8 protein-coding genes are annotated in these 19181 nt (G+C 52.5%); 2 read left to right on the top strand and 6 right to left on the bottom strand.

Annotation, left to right across the window (positions count from 1 at the left end):
- Positions 1-112: 112 nt before the first annotated feature.
- On the bottom strand, positions 113-322 hold the full coding sequence (locus JIN87_RS06330; protein ID WP_200354696.1) for a hypothetical protein: 210 nt from the start codon (positions 320-322) through the stop codon (positions 113-115).
- A 1108-nt stretch (positions 323-1430) separates the two neighbouring features.
- Here JIN87_RS06330 and JIN87_RS06325 point away from each other — a divergent pair.
- A complete protein-coding gene (locus tag JIN87_RS06325) occupies positions 1431-4103 on the top strand; it encodes an outer membrane protein assembly factor BamB family protein (protein ID WP_200354695.1) in 2673 nt (890 codons plus the stop codon).
- Between the two features lie 21 nt (positions 4104-4124).
- Complete coding sequence (locus JIN87_RS06320) at positions 4125-5609, top strand: sulfatase family protein (protein ID WP_200354694.1); 1485 nt, start codon at positions 4125-4127, stop codon at positions 5607-5609.
- 19 nt (positions 5610-5628) lie between these two features.
- On the opposite strand, the gene JIN87_RS06315 is transcribed toward JIN87_RS06320, so the two are convergent.
- The 5 genes from JIN87_RS06315 to JIN87_RS06295 all read right to left on the bottom strand — a co-directional run bounded on the left by JIN87_RS06315 (position 5629) and on the right by JIN87_RS06295 (position 18849).
- Positions 5629-7128 carry a hypothetical protein gene (locus tag JIN87_RS06315; protein WP_200354693.1) on the bottom strand — a complete coding sequence of 500 codons (1500 nt, stop codon included), beginning with the start codon at positions 7126-7128 and terminating at the stop codon, positions 5629-5631.
- A 134-nt stretch (positions 7129-7262) separates the two neighbouring features.
- Complete coding sequence (locus JIN87_RS06310; RefSeq protein WP_200354692.1) at positions 7263-8669, bottom strand: Gfo/Idh/MocA family protein; 1407 nt, start codon at positions 8667-8669, stop codon at positions 7263-7265.
- Positions 8670-8810: 141 nt separating this feature from the next.
- Positions 8811-11609, bottom strand: coding sequence for a DUF6797 domain-containing protein (locus JIN87_RS06305; RefSeq protein WP_200354691.1), 2799 nt, complete (start codon positions 11607-11609; stop codon positions 8811-8813).
- Positions 11610-11692: 83 nt separating this feature from the next.
- Positions 11693-12409, bottom strand: coding sequence for a YdjY domain-containing protein (locus JIN87_RS06300; protein WP_200354690.1), 717 nt, complete (start codon positions 12407-12409; stop codon positions 11693-11695).
- Complete coding sequence (locus JIN87_RS06295; protein WP_200354689.1) at positions 12406-18849, bottom strand: DUF6288 domain-containing protein; 6444 nt, start codon at positions 18847-18849, stop codon at positions 12406-12408. The genes JIN87_RS06300 and JIN87_RS06295 overlap by 4 nt, the downstream gene beginning before the upstream one ends.
- Between the last annotated feature and the right edge of the window lie 332 nt (positions 18850-19181).

Below are 19181 nucleotides of genomic sequence, written 5' to 3'. Positions count from 1 at the left end.
CCGCAGATTAGATTAAAAAGGAGAGGTTTTATAGCAGAAGCCAAAGCCAAGATCATCGATGATGAGATTTTCCAGAGAGCGAGACATTCCCTATCTAGATTTACAGAGCCTCTTATAATGGCGTACAGAGGTCATTGTTCTCGGAAGCGAAATCTTGGTCTATCATGTTTGCTCGTCGATTCTTGCTTGCCGGACAATCGCCCAGAATGTCGCCCGTTCGGTTTTTGCTGACGTTCTCGAAGCAGTGCCAGTTACGGGTTGGGCGACTCGACGTTCCCGTCTTCAAAAAGCCTATCTCGAGATGCCTGATTCGCTTAATCATGCGTATGGATCAAGGCTCCTTGCCGACGCTGCGAGTGTTGACCGAGGCTAAGTCGTTGGGGCATCCATTAGAAAGGCATAGGTCTATTGGATGCCAGTACGGGAGCGATTCTGCATTTCTTTAGCGTATGAAAATTGGGAATAGGATGTTCGACTTCTAGGGTAGTGCTGCCGGTTGGCTTGGGGATGTTCTACGCATCGCTTCCCATTCTACAAAATGCAAAGATCCCTAGCTCTTCAATTGTGTCATCGTTGATGGCCATCAGATAAGAGGTTGATTAATTGGGCATCACGTTTTTTCGGATCACCTCGACCTGATCTCAGGCTTCATTTCGTCTCGAAGATTGCTTTGTGCTCAGCGTGGCTTTCGATCAGTTTCTTGTGTCGAGAGTAGTGGAGTCAAATGCCGCCCGTCTGCTACAACTAGACTGACTCAAGCGCATGATGACGGCTTCAGCTTAGAATGATACGGTGAAATTCTGAGTCGGCGATACTCTCGATTCTAGAGCGGAACTTCAGGCAGTGGTTCTCGAGTATTGAATTTACCGGTCATGATTTCCTAGCGGGATCCCTGAGTGATGGGATCGCGAACGTATTTTACAGACAGGGATACAGGTTGCTAAGGTTGGCTTGAGCTCGAGACAGAATCTCACGGATTGTATTTTTGCCAACATGTACATCTACCGTTGGTAAACTGGTAAACTTGATCTTCAATTGGAACGGGGAGAATTGTTTTTGCTTGGATTGTTAACAATCTACAAAAGGGGGAAAGTGTATCTTCTTTGGTCAGGAATTCGTCCTGTTGGGCTGTATGGGGTGATCGTTGTGTTCGTGCTAGAAGCGTTGATCCGTTGGGGCATCGAATTGCCACGATTGCTGCACCAGGGGAGGTATTTTTTTGTTGGATACCTGTATGAGGATGCTTTGGCGTCAATCGATGGCAGAATTAGAATGGGCCGGTCACTTCGGGGATGTGCACCGATCTCAACGCGTTTCAACGAGCTGTATCAACTCTCAGGGAAAAGGAGCCCTTGGCCAGCTCGTTTAAACTCTAGCTCGTAATGATTTTAGGGATGAAGGAGTAGAACGTGATTAGCTACATGAGACTAATGAAAAGACTGATTTCTCTGCTTTTTGCTGTGGCTGCGGTGAGCGCGACTGCGTTCGGCTCAACGTTTTATACGAGTGGGAGCAACGATATCGACGCGGTTCGGAAAGCGGTTCAAGAGGAAGCGACAACTGCGGAAAACTACCGCTATCGTTCTCTCATCCTTTATGTCTGGCTGGGAAGCGTGCAGCAGCAGTCTGCCGATACGCGCCCGTTTTTCGACGTGGATACAGCTTACTATCGTTGGGAGCCACGTACGTTGCGTGGTCCAGATACCGAACGCGAGAAGGCGATTCAGGAGATCTGCAAGGTGATCGATGAGGGCTTCCAGGTCATGGAAGGAATCTACACTGAGCTAAAGACGGAAGGTCCATTCTATGAGCCGTTTAAAGGTTCAAAAAAGGGATTCCCCAAGGGGGGAGATATGGAGGCCGATTGGCCAATGTTTCAGGGTAATAAGCACAATACTGGATACACAGACGCTCCCGGCCCCAAAACAGGAGAACTCGCTTGGAAGTTCCCGGTCGGGCTCGGTTGGTATGCGCGTCCAACCGTTGAGGGTGAGCGTGTATATCTCGCTTCGCCAGGTATGCACACCACTAGCTTGTGCTTGGATGTGAATACGGGGGAAGAAATCTGGAAGTCTACTCAGACGCATCCGCTTTTGGGGATCTACAAATATCCAGCTATCGCCTCCACTCCGCTTATTGTGGGAGACGAGATCGTGTTGCGCGAAGTTAACTCTCATGGCGGAAACGAAGGCCAGGCTCGCAATCTGGTTTACGTAGACAAAAAGACGGGTGAAACGAAGAAGCGAAAGTACGCAGGTCACGTTGACTACCGCACTCAGGTAGCTCCTGTGGCGACCAATGGGAAGTTTGTGACTTATCCGTTTGGGCTGCATGATATTTATGGATACAAGCCGACTTGTCAGAATTTTAATCGCTTGATCTGCGCGGATGCAGGAAACGAGCGGAAACTGTGGGATTTTAATGTGGGGGATATCGATGCCCTCGCTGAGCCGGTGATGACCGACACGCTCGTTTTTCAGGGGACTTCAGAAGGGTACTTGTACGCCTTGAAGTTGGAAGGTCACAATCGCGACGAGCGGATTGCTTGGAAATTCCACGCAGATGGACAGATCCACACTTCTGTTACTGTTGATTCAGGGAAGGTCTATTTCGGTAGTAACGGGGGTACGCTCTACTGCTTGGATGAAGACGATGGATCTCTCGTTTGGGAAACGAAAGTTGAGGATGTCGAGAAACGTACCCGTAAGCACTTTACTGTGCCAACAGTCGATGGCGATGTGCTCTACGTGGGAGCGGCTAATAGCCGTATCTACGCGATTGATACGAATAGTGGCAGGATTCTTTGGTCGAAAAAGGCGAAAGATTGGGTCCGCTCCCAACCTGCCCTAACGGACGAGGGTGTTGTTGTCGCGACAGTGGATGGTAGTGTTACTTGCCTCGATAAGAAGGGGAAGCAGCTATGGACAAAGAAAGTAAGCACGCACCCGATCTATGCTGACCTTGTTGACAGTCCTGCAGGTGTGCTGGTGAGCGATAGTGACCTTTGGCTCTACTGTTTGGGTGAAAAGGGCGAGGTTAAGTGGAAGCGTAGTGTTCTTAACGCATACGAGAATGAGGAGGGCGAACGTGTGTTCACTGACGTACTCTCTGGTGGCACCTACTACCAGTCCAAGCCAACAGCCTACCAAGGAAAACTCTATTTTGGAAATCCAGCAGGTTTCATGTACGCGGTCGACGCGGATACAGGTGAGGAAGTTTGGAAGTTTGAAATGGGTGCGGCGATTTCAGTAGGTCCAGCCTGCGCGGATGGAAAGATTTATACCGGTCAACAGGGTGGCGAGCGCTTCTTCTACTGTCTCGATGCTGAAACCGGTGACCTTGTTTGGAAACAGACAGTCCCTGGAGGATGGGTATGGGGGTCTGCGACTGTAGATGATGGTCTTGTCTATGTTCCGACGGTTGATGGCCATGCGGTCTGTCTCGACGGCGAAACTGGCCACATTGTCTGGATGTATCCAACTGCCAAGTCAGTCCCAGCTGAGCCGGCGATTGATGGTGATCTCGTTTACTTCGGATCTTGGAGTCGTTCGCTCTATGCCTTCGACAAGAAAACCGGTGAAATTGTCTGGAAGGAAAATGGAGTGGGCCTCGATTCAGGAACACTCATTGCGACTGATGGAAAAATCTACCTGCCGCACCACAGCAGCATCTTCAAGTACTTCGACGCAAAGACAGGCGAGCTTCTTAGTGGTGGAAATACGAGCGATGCTGAAAAGGGGCAGTACACGAACTTCAATGCCACACCTGCTTTCTTCAAGGGACGGGCGTATTACACTGCTCGCGTTGGCATGGGACTACGTGGTGTTCCGATGGCTTCCAAGGTCTACAGTGTAGACTCAGAAACAGCTAAGATTCACTGGACCTTTCCAGACGGTGGTGGCCTTTCGGCTCCGGCGATAGCTAGTGACCGACTGTACATTGCTTCCGGAAATACGCCGCTCTTTTACTGCTTGGATGCCTTTACGGGGGAACCGCACTGGGTCTACAAGTTTGGTCAACGCGTAGAGGAATCAACGCTCTGTATCTACCGCGACAAGGTGTATGCACTCGCTGGAGACGGATACGTTCACGCGATCAAGTAGAGACGGAAGAGAGGTTAGACCATGAGAACACCTTTCTTAAATCGATTGCCCTTGGCAGTCCTCATCGCGTTTATGCTGGCATTTGGGAGCTGGTTGCCAGAGGCCAGCGCGTCTAAACGACCTAACGTGGTTTTCATCTTTATCGATGACCAGGGCTACTACGATCTCGGGTGTTATGGTGCTACGGAAGTGAATACGCCACGCATCGACGCTTTGGCTGAGAAAGGTATTCGTTTCACGAACTTTTATTCGGCTGCTCCGATCTGTAGCCCTTCGCGTGCGGGCTTGCTCACGGGATTGTATCCACGCCGCACCGGAAATCATGTTTGGGTACACAGACCGGAGTCGACAGAGGGGATTCCTTCTGAGGTTTTGACCGTTTCTGAACTCTTCAAGACAGCTGGGTATGCGACTGCTTGCATTGGGAAGTGGCACCTTGGTTTTGACGAAGAGAGTCTCCCATGGAACCAAGGCTTTGATTACTACTATGGCATTTTGCACAACCTGGATTCCTTTGAAGTTTCGCACTTTGATGACGAGGGCGGTATGCCACTGCAGCGTAATCGCGAGGTCCTAGAGCGTGGGACGAGCCCTGATCATTTGACAGAGATGTACACGACGGAGGCTATCTCGTGGATTGAGGAGAAGGCGACTAAGGGGGATGAGCCCTTCTTTCTCTACCTACCGCATACGATGCTGCATGATCCGCTTGGCGTCAGTGAGAAATTCAAGGGCAGTTCCAATTGGGGAGAGTACGGTGATGCGATTCAGGAGATGGATTACAATGTAGGCCGTATCGTCGATGCTCTTGAGCGTCTGGAAATCGATGACGAGACGCTAGTCATATACATGTCTGACAATGGTCGTTGGCCTGGTCGTAATAAGGACCAACCCCTGGTGGGATCTAAGCTGACCACTTTCGAGGGTGGCATGCGTGTGCCATGTATCGCCTACGGTCCAGGCTTGGGGGTAAAGGGTGGTCTCGAATCAACAACCCTGGCCCATGCTATGGATTGGTATCCGACATTAGCTTCGATTGCAGGAATCAAGATTCCGGAGGGGATGCTTTTGGACGGGCGTGATCTGAGTGCGATGATGCTAGGTGAAGTTGAAGGTACACCAGCGTTTGATCGCTCCGTTTCGCTGAACGCGGAAGTCCCACTTCGTCGTATCGTTGATCCATCGAGTGAATGGGCGAAGTGGTTTACTGAAGAAGAATACCTGAACGCGTTCTTCTATCATGGTTCTCATGGAGAACTCACGGGAGTACGGTATGGCGACTGGAAACTCGTTCTCGGCCGCAAGCTACAACTCTTCAATTTGAAGGACGATCCGAAGGAGAGTATCCCGCTACGTGCTCCATGGCTTTTTGACGACAAGACACCGCCACAGAATCCAGCTGATCGGAAGTTTTGGATGAACGGAAGAATGCAAAGCAAGCTTCGTGGCATGATCGTGCAATTTCAACGTGAGATGAGCAGAGGAAGAATGTACTGGAATGAATAATACAGATCGCTCTTAGAGACTATTTCTTCTTCTTTTTGTTGGGAAGGAGGGGCTTGATCAGTTTGTCCTTCTTGCTTCGAGAGAGATCGTCTCGTCCTTCGATCATCGTGATGTATTCGTCGGTGAACTCTATACTGTCTCTTTTCTTTAAAGATTTAGCGATACCAGCTACGCGTTCGATTGCTTTTTCGCGGGAATCTGCATCGTCTATCGCGTCGATGAGCTCGAAAGTTTCTGAGAGATTTATGTTCTTGGTTTCTCTAAATTGAGAGTAGGTTAGGCCAGTAACCGCCTGAAGTTGGGTCGAAGGGTCGTCCAAAGTCAGATAGTAATCTCTCGCTCCTTCGTAGTCGTTTTTTGCGTACGTGCCGATGACTCTAGCGATGCTATTTGCCCTTGTTTTTTCGTCTTGAAGCTGGCTCGCCCACTCGAATGCGGAGTGAGGATCTGCGTTGGCGAGGTCACCTATAATCGTTTTCGCAATGCTGTTTTGCTGATCGACGTCCTTAATTTCGCTGAAGAGCGTGGACATTTCCTCGGCGGTGGAACTTTTAACCAGTTCCTTGGCTATCATGGGCAGGGATCTCGCGACGATGGGATCATTGCTGTTTGCAAGTGCATAAGAAAATGCTCCCTGACCATCAATCGTCGCCCAGCCGCGCATGATTCCTGCCATTGCTTGATTGCTCAACGGGTCATCGCCGAGGCTATTCAGCATTTGGAACGGTGTATTCAAATCTGACTTACCCCACTCCTCGAATAGACTTCTGACATAGCGTTCCTTGTTAGGAACGTCGTCATTGAAAACGAGCTCATTGAAGACATCGCCGAACTGACCGTTCTCTTCGGCGGCTCGCAATATGGATTTGAATCGGTTGTAGCCGGCGTTGGTTCCACCCGCCTCAGACATCAAAGTCATAGCCAGCGAGATGTCTTGCTTTGCAACCTCATGTAGCATCGGGCCGAGCGGGAGTTGTTGAAGGGCTCCTTCATTGCTGGCGATCATCAATGCATCCCAAGAGGCAACTATGTCTGTCGTAGACCAGCCCGCGGCGGCCTCGCCAAGATAACGCAAGCGATCACGCCCTTCGAGGGCTTGAGCCGTTTCGAAGGCTACCGCTCCGTCGGTTTGTCCCCATTTGTGAAAGAGTCGATTCATCAGAATGCTCTTTTTGCGAGAAGCTGGCATCGACTGGAGTCGTTCCAAAACGCTAAAGGCTTTGTCGGTGCTTAGGTTCTCCAGATGGCGATCAAAGTGTGAGATCGCGTCGACGATGCTCTCGCTTGCGAGGATGTCATCAACGCTTTTGAGTGGTTGGGGACCGGATGCGGGGACTATGACGGGCAGGATGCTGGATTTCGTCTGGTCCTGTATTTCTTGTGCGGAAGTGATTCGCGTCGCCTGATTCTCGATCGCTTGTGATTCCGTATTTTCAGATTTAGGGGACGAGAATCGGCCAACTCCAAATCCGATGGCGGTAGCGCCAATGAGAAGCAGTGCCAGTTGCGACGTTTTCATTTTTGGGTGAGCATCTTATCTTTGGGGGAAAATTAGGGAATCAGATTTACCCTCCACAGGAAATTGCAAAAAAGCCTCCCAATAATCCTGAGGAAAATTGAGAGGCTGCTTGAGTTCAGAAACAGATATCTTTGTTAGGAGAGAATCCAGCCGTCTGGATACTCCTTTTTCAGGAACTTGTTGGCCTCTGGGATGTTGGTGACCTTCATCTTTTTCGCGTCGTACTTGATTTTCGCTTTCGAGCGGATCGCAACGTTTCCGAGAAGTCCGAGTTCAGTGAGCTCGGAGGCGTAGTCCCAGTGCGAGCAGGCCTGGCCACCGGTGGAGATCGCGTTTAGCCAGTCGCCTTGGTGGGTTCCCTTGATGCGCTTGATGGTCTTTGGAGGACGATTCTTTTTGATTTCGTCGAAACGCTCGTCCGGGAAGACGCGAATGGATTTGGTGTAAGTGTCGGCTAGGAGATATCCTTCTTCGCCGATGAAGAGGGTGCCGCTGTTATCGCGTTTGGTTAGCAGTTCATGAGGAAGGCCCTTGGGGGCAGGAGGGAGCATTCCTCCGTCTAGCCAGTGGTAGGTGACGGGATCGAATTTTCCTCTCTTAGGGAATTTATAGGTAATGGCGGAGGCGTTGGGCGCACAGTGGTCATTCACTGAAGTGGCGAGAGCTTCAACAGAATCAGGGAGCCCAAGGTTCAAGCTGTAGAAGGCGGCGTCCATTACGTGGCAGGCCATGTCGCCAACCGCGCCACATCCGAAGTCCCACCAAGCTCGCCACTTGAACGGCATGTAGGCTGGGTCGTAAGCTCGTTTATCCGCGATACCCAGCCAGAGGTCCCAATCCAGATCCTTTGGCACATCTGGAGCTCCTTTTGAGTGATCTGGCTTTTTCAAGCCCTGCGGCCAGACGGGTCTGTTAGTCCAAGAATAGACCTCGTGGATTTGCCCGAGAGCACCGGCAGCAATCCATTCCTTGGCGAGACGAACGCCTTCGTTGGAATGGCCTTGGTTACCCATCTGAGTGACAACGCCTTTCTTGCGAGCAGCCTTGGCAAGGATTCTCGCTTCTTCAACGGTGTGAGTGAGCGGCTTTTCGCAATAGACGTTGATGCCTAGGTTCACTGCCGACAACGCGATCGGAAAGTGCATGTGGTCAGGTGTGGAGATGACAACCCCGTCCATCTTGTCTCCTAGTTCCTCGAACATCTTGCGGTAGTCCTTGTACCACTTTGCTCCTCGGGTTGCGGCGTCTTCAATGACGCGCATGAATTCTTCTCCGTCGCGTTTCTTCTTCGAATCTTGGACGCGTTTCTGATCCACATCGCAAAGCGCGATAATGTTGTGGCCAAGTCGGCTAATGGGGACGATGGAGCTTACCCCTTTTCCGCCGACACCAACGAAGGCGATATTGAGCTTGTCATTCGCTGACGGCTTTCCCGCCTGTGCCGACATAATGTGAGGGAAACTCACGAGGCCGAGGGCGGAAGCGCCAGCTGCGGATTTAATAAAGGAGCGTCTGTTAACGTTTGGGGTGTCTTTCGCCATATTTCTCTAAGTGTTGGGACAAAGTGAGTTATCGATTTCTGCTAGTTCGCTATCAGGGGATAACTCCTTGAAACCACAATTACTTACGCGTCAAAGTTGTGATTCTGTCGGCTAGAAACAACTAGATACTCAAGCGATCAGTTAGTAGACCATCATCGTGCCACGAATCTGCTTCCACTTCCCGGGGAGGGAGCAGAAAAACACATAGCTCCCCGGTGTTGTTGGAGCAACAAATATGACCGAGCTTAGCTCTCCCGGTTGTACCACGCCAGTGTGGGCGATGACCTTGGAACTCTGAGGGACGAAACCATTTTCATTGTCGGGATCCCGCTTTGCGAGTGCGTCAGCGAGCTGTCCAAGTTCTAGATACGAGCCGCTATCAGCGAGCACCCAGTTTCTAGGGGTCGAGGCTTCGTTTTTCAGATGAAGAGTGATGGCCTGTCCACTTTGGACGGAGAAGCTACTGGTGCTATACGCTGAACTCGCTAGGGCGGATAGTTCAATGGTTCGTGCCTTAGTGCTAGTGGTGATTGAAGCCGGCTTATCGCTCTGCTTTGCCCATATAGCGGGGACATTGAGAGTTTCGCGTCCTGTGTCTGTGGGCACTGACTTCAATGTCAGGAATATATCGCTCGATGCCTTTACACCAGAGGCAAAGGAGGGATTTAGGTGGAGATGAAACTGCATCGCAGGTTCCAGCTTGGGGAAGTCGATTAATAAACTGCGCTGATCGGCTAGGACGGTGATACCAGATATTTCGATAGGGTCATGGCCCGGGGTTTCTGGTTCTTTGATCGAGTACTCGGGAGAGCCGTAGGCGGGTGAGTATTGGTAGTTCCAGCTTTGGGCGAAGAAATTTCGAGTGCTTTGTGACTCTTCGGCGGAAAGTGGTTCGCTGAATTCTACGCGTATCGAATTTTCAAGTACTTCGAAGCCCGTCGGATAGTAGCTTGCCAGACCAGTATAGCGAACACGTTCAAGGCTACCGTCAAATCGCGCGTAGGTGCCCCATCCCTGAGTCCCCACGAGGTACATCTGTCCGTCGACTGGGTTGACCCGCCCACGGTGAACGCCGGAGAGGAACTCGCCTGAAAGGGGAACGATCGCCCCTTGATCAGCCTCGGGATTCTGGTCGCTCAGAACGAGATAATGGGAGCAGTAACCGTAAGATAGGGAGATTAGATGATCAGAGAGGGGACCCCAACGTGTGGAGTCAGCAAAAACCTGTCCTCCGGTTGAATTGTCGATCCCCCGCGGGATATAGCATAGCGGTAGATCGAAGGATTTAGGTGATCCACCCATTTGGTAACCGAAAAACTGATCTCCTTTCGTTTTGATAATCATTGAAGCTGGAGTCAGTTGCCCTTCCTGCGGAGAGGTGATAACTGTTCCATCTGGCGTGACAGCTAACCCATTCGGGTTGCGAATGCCGCTAGCGATTGGCCCTCCTTCAGCTCCGTCCGGGGATACTCGATAGATCCCCTCGGTTTTGCTAGCGAAGTAGAGGTATCCGCGTTCGTCTGTTTGCAGTCCCGTATTGAAATCATGACTACCGATAGAACTTTCGAATTTATTGTTGAAGCACTCGTAGAAATCTGCCTCCTTGTCGTCGTTTTTGTCATGGAGTCTGGTGATCTGGTCTCTTCCGATCGTGTATACGAGCCCGTCTATCACTTTCAGCCCCAGGGGTTGGTTGAGTCCTGTTGCGAAGCGTTTCCAAGTGACGCTTCTTAGGTTCTCGTCGATTCCCGACACGATCCACACATCGCCAAAGAATGTGGATACAGCGGCGTCGCCGTTCTCGAAGAAATCGATGCCGGTTAGGAACATCGGCGAAGCGTAGGGGTTGCTCAGGGGGACGGGAAGGGTGTCGACGACGTAGCTTTGCTTTTTCCTGCTTAAGGTTCCAGGCATTACGATCGAATGATCCCAGTTCCTTGGATAGCTCTTTATTTGCTCGGATGGCCGAAGCCGTTTTCCCGGATCGGTTAATTTAGCCAAGCTTTCGGTGGCATAGACTATCTGGATCGTGTCCCCTGCATCCCGTCGCCCGAGATCCAAAATAACGGAATTGTCGATTGTTCTGAGTCGAGTGCCATTTCCCGAAATCTTGATGCTTCTCGTATTATGGCCAGAATTAAAGGTTAACTGATCGGGTTGGTACTCTTCGAGTTTCCAGGACTCTCCGAATTGGCAGAGTGCGAGGGTTTGGCCATAGGATTTTCCTAGGAATTCAATTGATCGTACTAGGACTCCTTCGTCGGTCACTGTCTGGTCGAGGATTGTCGTTCCGTCGACCGAGTACTCGAAGACCGTGGAGTTGGCTCCGTTGTGATAGCCGTGATAGACAGCGCTTTTCGCCTCGGGCCAAGCTCGTTCTCTACTGCTCTCGAAGAGCGTTGGAGAATCAGGCGAAATTCGTCCCATTAGTCCCCATCGCATGGCAGGGAGCTTTAGGTCGCCCTGCCAGATCGCGCTGTAGTTTAGCGTCTCCGGATCGAAACAAGCCGAGAACTGAGTCGCTCCGGTACCCAAGCGTGCCACAACTGCTTTGGTAACCGAATAGTCGGCAAGGGAAAGGATGACACCGGTAGCTCCTCCGCGAACCTGTTTGCTCCAGCGATCCTCAACCTTGTCCATTTTCGAGTGCCGACCCCAGTGCCCAAAGGATTCGCCATCCAATCCTGGAAATGGTGGCAAGACGGAGGGTAAGCTCTTCTGCTCCAAGTGGAATCTCGCCTGTCGGCTGTAGAAATCGTAGATTCTGCTCTCGTTGTCTGGAAAGGATGAATGGGTGTATTCTGAACGCCCTTCCGCTGGATCGAGATAGGGGAGATTCGACTCCATCGTTTGGGAAATAGCCTGGGCGATCCCGATGTGTATCGTGAACACGGATATCCATCGATAACTGTTTTGGAACGAGAATCGAATCTTAAGCATGGCTTGAACTAGCAGAAGCCATACCTTCCGAGCATCCGCTTAACGGATAAACTTCTTTGGCAACAAATTCGTTGGAGGTAGCGCTACTCTTTGGACGAGCCCGAGATCACCTGAGGACGTAGTCGGAGCAGGATGGATGTCTCGACGGGTGGAAGATCGGCGGCGGAAACTTCCCATTGCAGGTCGTCGTTGACGTGGGAGAAGTGCTTTTGGAGGCCGAGGAGTTCGTCTCCGAAGCTGGATATCGTTATGACATTCCCGGATTTATCGGCCTGGTAAGTTGGCTTTTGGTTTTCACGAGCTCTCAGCACTGATCCAGTGAAAATAAAGGTGTTACCATCGAATGCGGTCTCATCTTTGTTGCGGATGAATTTGTTGATTGGATGTTCTTCGAGTTCACCCTCTTGGTTTGGATACACTAGAAAGACGTCGACGGGGGCACCGTGAGCAGGGACGTTACGAAAGCGTTCACCCGTATCGTCGAGGGGCGCGGTGGTGGCTGGGCTGCCTTCTTTGGCCCCTAGGAGGTTGAGCATGAGGTGGATGTGCTTGGCTTGGGCTTTTACCGAAACGATTGACTCGTGCTCTTTCGTTCCCTCCGTGCAAGCTACGAGTTCCAGTAGTCCCTCATGGAGACAGACGACCGCTTCGACGTCGACGGCTCGCTGTTTCACATTGATGGATACATGGGGAACGCTAGGAATTTGTATCTGCTCTCTCGAGGCTGAAGCGTTGTCTTGAGAAAACACTGTCGAATGAATTGCGGTGAGGCAGCAAATGAGAAGGACTCGAGCCATCATTGTGGTTCTACAAAGAAGAAGATCTTGTCGTTTGGTTGGAACGTGCATTCGAATTCAGCGTACCCGTAGGAGTTGGTCGTGAATCCATCATTTTTATCCTCTCCTGTAAAGACGCGGGTGATGGTGGCGTTTTGGGATGATGCTGCCTTAAGGTCGCTGTTGCATTTGATTACATAGGATGTGCTAGGTTCGAGTAGAGTCGAGAGGACTGCGGTTCCGCTTTGCAAATCAATGCTCTTGATCGATAGAGCAGGATCGTCTGGATCGTACGCTCTGATAAAACCGAAGTTATCGAGGTAACCAGAGACATTGCTCGAAAGTAGTTGAATTACGGCTACGTCGTAATGGCTGAGATTGATGTCTGCCGGGAGGTCAAAATAATAGAAGCCTTGTCCATTGATGCGATTGGCCATGGTGTTCCCGTTGATCGAGAGTGCTTGGTGCCATTCGCCTTCCACAATGTCATTTTCTGGCGCGATGCTTGAGGCGTTTGTGAGGACGAGATCTTCTGGCGCGTTGTTGCCGTCGTCTTTACCGAGGTAAAGATTGAGGCTAAATTTTTCATCGCTTAGGTTGGCGTGGAAAGCGAGTTGCCAACCTTGGCCTCGGAGCTCGTCGACGCTGAAGAAGAGTCCCGTTCTGTGGTTTCTTCCTAAGTTTCGGGCTTGGAGAGTTTCTTTGGTTTTGTGGGCGTACCAGGCGTTGTGGTTGTTGGCTCCCCACACGCCGGTATCGAGGTCAGCGTAATAGGTCGAATCGCTCTTCACCTTGATGTCGTCCATGTAATTGTCGATGGGGATGAGACCTTCATGAGGCGTTTCGAGAGTGGTGAAACTTCCAGTGGAGCTCGACCAACTTCCGCCCGCGGCGTTTTCGGAATAGAGCTTGTAGTAGATGGTCGCTCCGCGTGGGAGGTAGGGGAGCTTGGTTTCGTAGCTTTGGGCGGCTCCGTTGCTGACTGCTTCAAGGGAGAATTCCCATGCATCCAGATTTTCTCCCGCGTCGGAGGTACCATAATAGATCCATACCGTAGGAGGGTCGCCTTTGACGTCGTCGATGTTCCAGTAGACGATGGCATCGCGATCGGTTGGAGTGGAATGTCCGGTGATGGATACGACTGCGGGATCTGGTGCTCTGAGCGTAGTGAAGGAAGCGGTTGAGGGAGCCCATGCTCCACCGGCGATGTTTTCGACGTGGGCACGATAGTAGTAGGTGGTGCCGGGGGTGAGACTGGTGAGCTTTTGGCTGAAAGAGGCGTCTTTCTTTCCTTGGTTGATGGAACCGGTCCAGGCATCGGGATCTGTACCGCCGTCATAGCGACCCCAATACAGCTTTAGATTTGGCGTGTCGCCGCCGAGTTTGGTGACAGATCCATGGAGAGTACCGAGATCGAAATCGATATTGGTGGCAGGTTCGTTTTGTACGGCGGGGAGACCATATGTATCGACATGTTCGGTACTGCTTGCCCAGGCAGAACCAGCGGAATTGGTCGCGTAGGCTCGGTAGTAGTAACGGGTGTCCATGGTGAGACCTGTGGCCACTTGCGAGAATTCGCCTGAGCGTGGTCCGATTTCCACTGAGGCATCCCAGGACGCTGTGTTTGTCCCGCCATCGGTGGTGCCGTAGTAGATGTGGACGGTGGGAGCATCGCCGCCGGTGGAGGTGACTTCGCCTTTCAATTCGAGGCTGTTGAAGTGATTGATGTTGGTGGTGCGGGTCTCTACTGTTGGGAGACTTGGAGGGGTGGTGTCGATGACGGTAATGGTGCCTTTGCGTTCGCCGTCGTCGTTGAAGACAGCGGCGAGGGCTTCGTCGATTTCGAGCAGGTCGGTGTAATTGTAAGTGCCGACGGGGAGAACGAAATCTTGACTCGTGTAAGTTTCTCCAAGTTCCGGTTCATGCTTGTTGTCGCCATCGTCGTTGGTGAGCGAATACAGACGGATGGAGAATCCGGTGAAGGCGTGATGGATGCCTGAGCGTAGATTGTAGACGACGGACTTTTTGAAGGTCTTTCCCTCTTCTGGTGGACGGGACCACAGCTTGAGTTCGAAGGTGGCTTTTTCGGGTGGGATGCTGAAGTTGATTTGAAATTCGGGGCCGGTGTGGGCGGAAGCGTAAACATCGAAGGTGCCTCGGAATGCTTGCAGGTCGGAGCTTCCGCTTGGGCCGTTGGTGAAGCTCATGAAGCCGCCGAGTTCGAGATGGACGGTCGCATCCTCGTCGCCCATCCAGTAGTCGTAGCCGTAGGAAGTGGTGCGGTAGGAAGTGAGGATGGCTCCGTCTTCTAGGAATAGGTTCGTGCCCTTAAAGTGATTCGAACGGTTGGCGGAGCCGTGGAGGGTGCGGCCTCCGGCCTCGACGATGAGATTGTCGATTTTCCAGGATTCGACGTTGTCGTTGAGAGTACGCCTTAGTCCACCACCTTCGCCGATACGGAGAGTGCCGCCCTCGAAGGTGTCGACAAGGTTTTGACCGATGAGAGAGTGACGAAGGTACCAAGTATTCACATCCCCAGGACTTGGGGCTAGGACGCCGTCCCAGCTGTCGGGACTCATCCAATAGCCATCGTCTGCGGAGCTGTTGATGGTGCCGCCGATGAGCGGATCGAAGGTGGTGAAGGAAATTGGGGCGGACCAGTCTTCACCTCCAGGGTTGGAGGCTTGGAGACGGTAGTAGTAAGTGGTGTTGCCGGTGAGGCCTTGGACGCCCTCGGAGATTGATCCGCTTTGTAGTCCTAGATCTATGACGTTTTCCCATTGATCAGGGTTAGTTCCTTCGTCGGTGGTTCCGTAGTAGAATTTGGAACTCGGATTCTCGCCGCCATTGGCAACGATGGAGGCATTGAAGGTGGCGAAATTGTGGCCGACGCCTGTGGCGGGGGCGGAGTCGACTTGAGGAGGATCGGGGACGACGAGGGTAGTGAAGCTGTGGACGGCGTCTGACCAGGAGTCGCCGGCTGACGAGGAAGCGAAGGCGCGGTAGTAGTAGGTGGTTTCGCCTGAGAGATTGATGGCGGTGGTTTGTACGCTGCCTGAAGTTTGGCCTAGGTCGATAGCATGTTGCCAAGCGCTGGCGGTTTTGCCGCCGTCGACTGTGCCGTAGTAGAAGATGACATTGGGGTTGCCGTCTGTGATCGGGGTGACGAGGGCGTTGAGATCCGTGGTGGTGCTGCCGACTGTGGTAGCGGGAAGGGTGGCGATCTCGGGGGTGTCCGAGAGTTCGGTCATGCGACTGCGGTTGGCGATGAGGAAGAGTTCGGCGGCAGTGAGGGGGACGTTCCAGAGTTGGGGATCGTCGACAAGGCCAGGGAAACGGGTCGTTTCTTCGACGCTGTCTGTATCGACTGCACCAATACCGATGTGGGTATTGCCGGAGCTGAACTTTCCGTTGGTGTGAGCGATGTCGCCGTTGTTGGTCAGCCAAGCATCGGTTTCGGGATCGTAGATGACGAGTTGGGAGTTTTCGGGATCTTCATCGCCGTATTCTGTGATGTTGCGGATGTGGGCGATGAAGTAGTTTTTGTCTGCTTCCAGAAATACATCTGGGCGAGAGAGACTATCGTTAAGAGTAAGGAGTTCGTCTCCGCCGTATTTGGGGGAGAAGAAGGGAACGTTTTTCCAAAGTCCGTCGACTTGCATACGGCGTACGCCGAGGTTCCAGCCTTCTTTGCCGACGGTTGAGTAGGCGACGTAGTGGGCGTCGGTATTGGATAGTGAGGACGGGAGGCGAATCCAGGAGGAGAGGGTGAAGACGTTTCTGCCGACTCTGCTGTCGCTTCCATGGTTGGAGGAGGCATATCCTGCTTGGGCGTTGAGGCTGCTTGTGCTGATGGGGGCGAGGCCTTGGTTGGTCCAGGCGGCATTATTCTCAAGGGTGACGTCCGCCTTGGAGCCGAACATGGCATGGTTTTCCGCTTTATCTCCGCTGCCTTCGTTGAGGGGGTGATGCATCATGACCCGGAGGTCGTCGGGCGTGGGTATTGTGTTGAGAATCTCGGGGGTGGAGTAGTCGATCTTGCGGGCTTGGGTGGCGGCAACGGTTTCGCCGATGAGGGATTCGTATTGAGAAACTACTGACGCCGCGGATCTTGTGGTGTAGTCGATATCGTTGGTTTTGCGGGTCATGACCTCGATGCCGCCTGCGTTTAGGGCTTTTAGTCCGGGGACGAGTGGGCCGACTTTATCGGTGCTTATCGCTTCGATATCCCAGATTAGGTATTCGAGGCTTTGGTTTAGGTTGTCGGCGCTCTTGCCTTTGGAAAGGACGGGATGCCCCATGTTGGCGAAGGCGAGATTGAGTTCATCGCTGATGGTTAGGAGCTCGTCTGCCGGGAACATGCCGAGGACGCGGCTAGAGAATTTCTCGTAGAAAAAGGCTCCGGACTTACTGTAAGCGCGGTCGCGAGGGTAGACGCCGCCTTGAAAGTCGGCGCCGAGGGCTTCGATGGCCCGGGAACGACTTTCTTCGCTGATGTCGAACTCGGAGTCATAGATAATGTGATACATGGCTGAGGAGTACTCAGCTCGGGGGACGCCGTGTTGCTCGCGGACGAAGCACTCAATCAGGGAGTCGAAGATTGAGGAGGCTGCGCCCTCGGCTTCGCCGATGGCTTTAAAAGCGGCGACGCGAACCCACCAGCTTTCGTGGGTGAGAAAGGTTTCGAGGAGGTCGAGGTTTTCGATGATGATCTCCTGCGGCATGACCACCATGGCGAAGAGAGCTGCATCGAGTTCCCATTGATCAGAGTTGGGATTTTCGAGGACGCTGATGACGTAGGGCGCTAGAGTTGTTTTACCCTCGGCTTTATATTTGAACTGAGAGGAGTCGTCCATGTGGAAGCCGGAGGTGCCGGCGATGGCCATCAGTCCGGCTTGGCGTACACGAGCGTCATCGCTCTGGATGGCTTCTATAAGCATGGGGACGGCTTTGTCGCCGTGGTAGCCGACCGAGTAGGCGGCTTGCGAACGAATGAGAGGATCGAAGTGGCGGAGGTGCTTTTCTAGGTATTCGAGAGACGCAATTGGGCCTCGGGAGCTGTACCATACGTTGTATGGGGAGTACGGGATTACGCGCCCGATAGCCGGCCATTCGGATTCGAAGTCGTCGTCGGTGTAGCCCTCCGCATGGGTGGTTTTAAAGAAGTCCTCATTCTTTGGGTACACTTCCGCTTGGTGTTTAATCACGCTGTGCGCAGTTGGAGGGGCACCGGTGATGCGGAGGTTTTTACGTCCAGCGGTGTAGTTAAGTGCGACAGCGCCTCCCCAATATTGACCTTTGAATTTGGTATTCAATTGGCCGGGAAGCATCTCGAAGCTACCGTCGGGGCGTCTGGCGAGCTCGAGATACCAGCGCATTTTGTTGAGGTAGTTGAAATAGTAGTCTGAGCGTTCGGCCGGAACATGGGCGGAGGAGAGTGCACGCCAAAGAACGTTGGTCCAGTTGCCGGTATGACCTCCTTCGAACCCAGCGACACTCCAAGCGGACTGAAGGCCGATGAGAGGAGCAGCGTTTGAGTAGGGTTTGTTGAGGAGAGAGAGTCCGACGCCGACCATACCGGTTTTTCCGTTGTTGGCGCCACCCGGGTTGGGACGATGGTCGCCGTATTCAGGGCCTCCATATCCGGCGAAGCGATAGAAGTAACGAAGGGTCTTTTCGAAGTCCTCGTCCTCCATTTCGACGCCACATTCGCGGGCGAGGACGATGCCGACAAAGACCGAACCGCCGGCAGCGTTTACGAGTCCGGAACCCACGTATCCAGGACTTGGATAGTCCCAATGGCCCCAGCCGCCGTTGGCGTCGCGATCGAATGCGTCATCCACGAAGGCTTTGAGTTTAGGGAGAACAATGGCGTCGCCTGTGCGGAGATAGTATTCGCCGAGGGCGATCATTTCCCAGCCGTTGTTCCAGTTGTTGGTGCCAACGCTGGTGCCGTTCCATTTACCCATGTAGTTTTGGATGATGTCGCGGACTGCGTCGAGATGCTCTTCTTGGCCAGTTGAAAGAAGGAATGCTATGCCGGTAGAGCCTCGAAATCCACCTAGACCGTTTTTGGTGCCCTGGATGTATTCAATGAGGGAATCGGCGTAAGCGTTGACGATGATGTCGGATTTGGTGTCGTCGAGAGGCCAGCTTGCGGAGTAGGCCCCAAGTACTGGGAGATTGATGACGACCTCGAGGTGCTCACCTTCGCGTTGAATTCCGAGTGTGAGTTTGCCATCGGTGGCTTCCGCTTCGGTGATGGCATTGCCGAGTGGAATGCGGATGTCCATCTTGGGAGTGGTTGCGTCCCAAAGCCCCGTTGAAAGCTGAACCCCGTTTGCTGAGTGGACTGTATCCCCGAACTGAAGGATCCCAAAGGCGGGAGTATTCTCGGGGACTTCCATCACGGTCATGAATGTGTCGCCGGACAACGATCGGGCGTAGGCACCTGTCGGGCCCATTAGGAAGTTTTCTGTGGGATGAGCAGCCTGAAGGTGTGGGAAACCGGTTACTGCGGTAATGACGATTGCCAACAGCCCAATGGAGGCGAATCGCTTAAGATTCGACTTCGAACACAAACAGAATGATTTCCACACTTCATGAGTGCGGTATAGCGCAACGAACCACTTCCACATAGCTAGTACTCAGCTCGTTTCGCTTATCGGGCCGACTTTACTGTAAATGAGTGATTGGCATGAAGTTTTAATAAATCATGCCTGTGTATGGGGGAGCTACTTACAGATTTTTCGAATTTAGAAAAGATGCACAGAGGTGCCTTAGGTTTTGGCACGGG

Source organism: Pelagicoccus mobilis, assembly GCF_016595505.1.
Taxonomy (GTDB): domain Bacteria; phylum Verrucomicrobiota; class Verrucomicrobiia; order Opitutales; family Opitutaceae; genus Pelagicoccus; species Pelagicoccus mobilis.
Note: the sequence above shows the minus strand (reverse complement) of the source record. Positions and strands in the feature narration are given on the sequence as shown.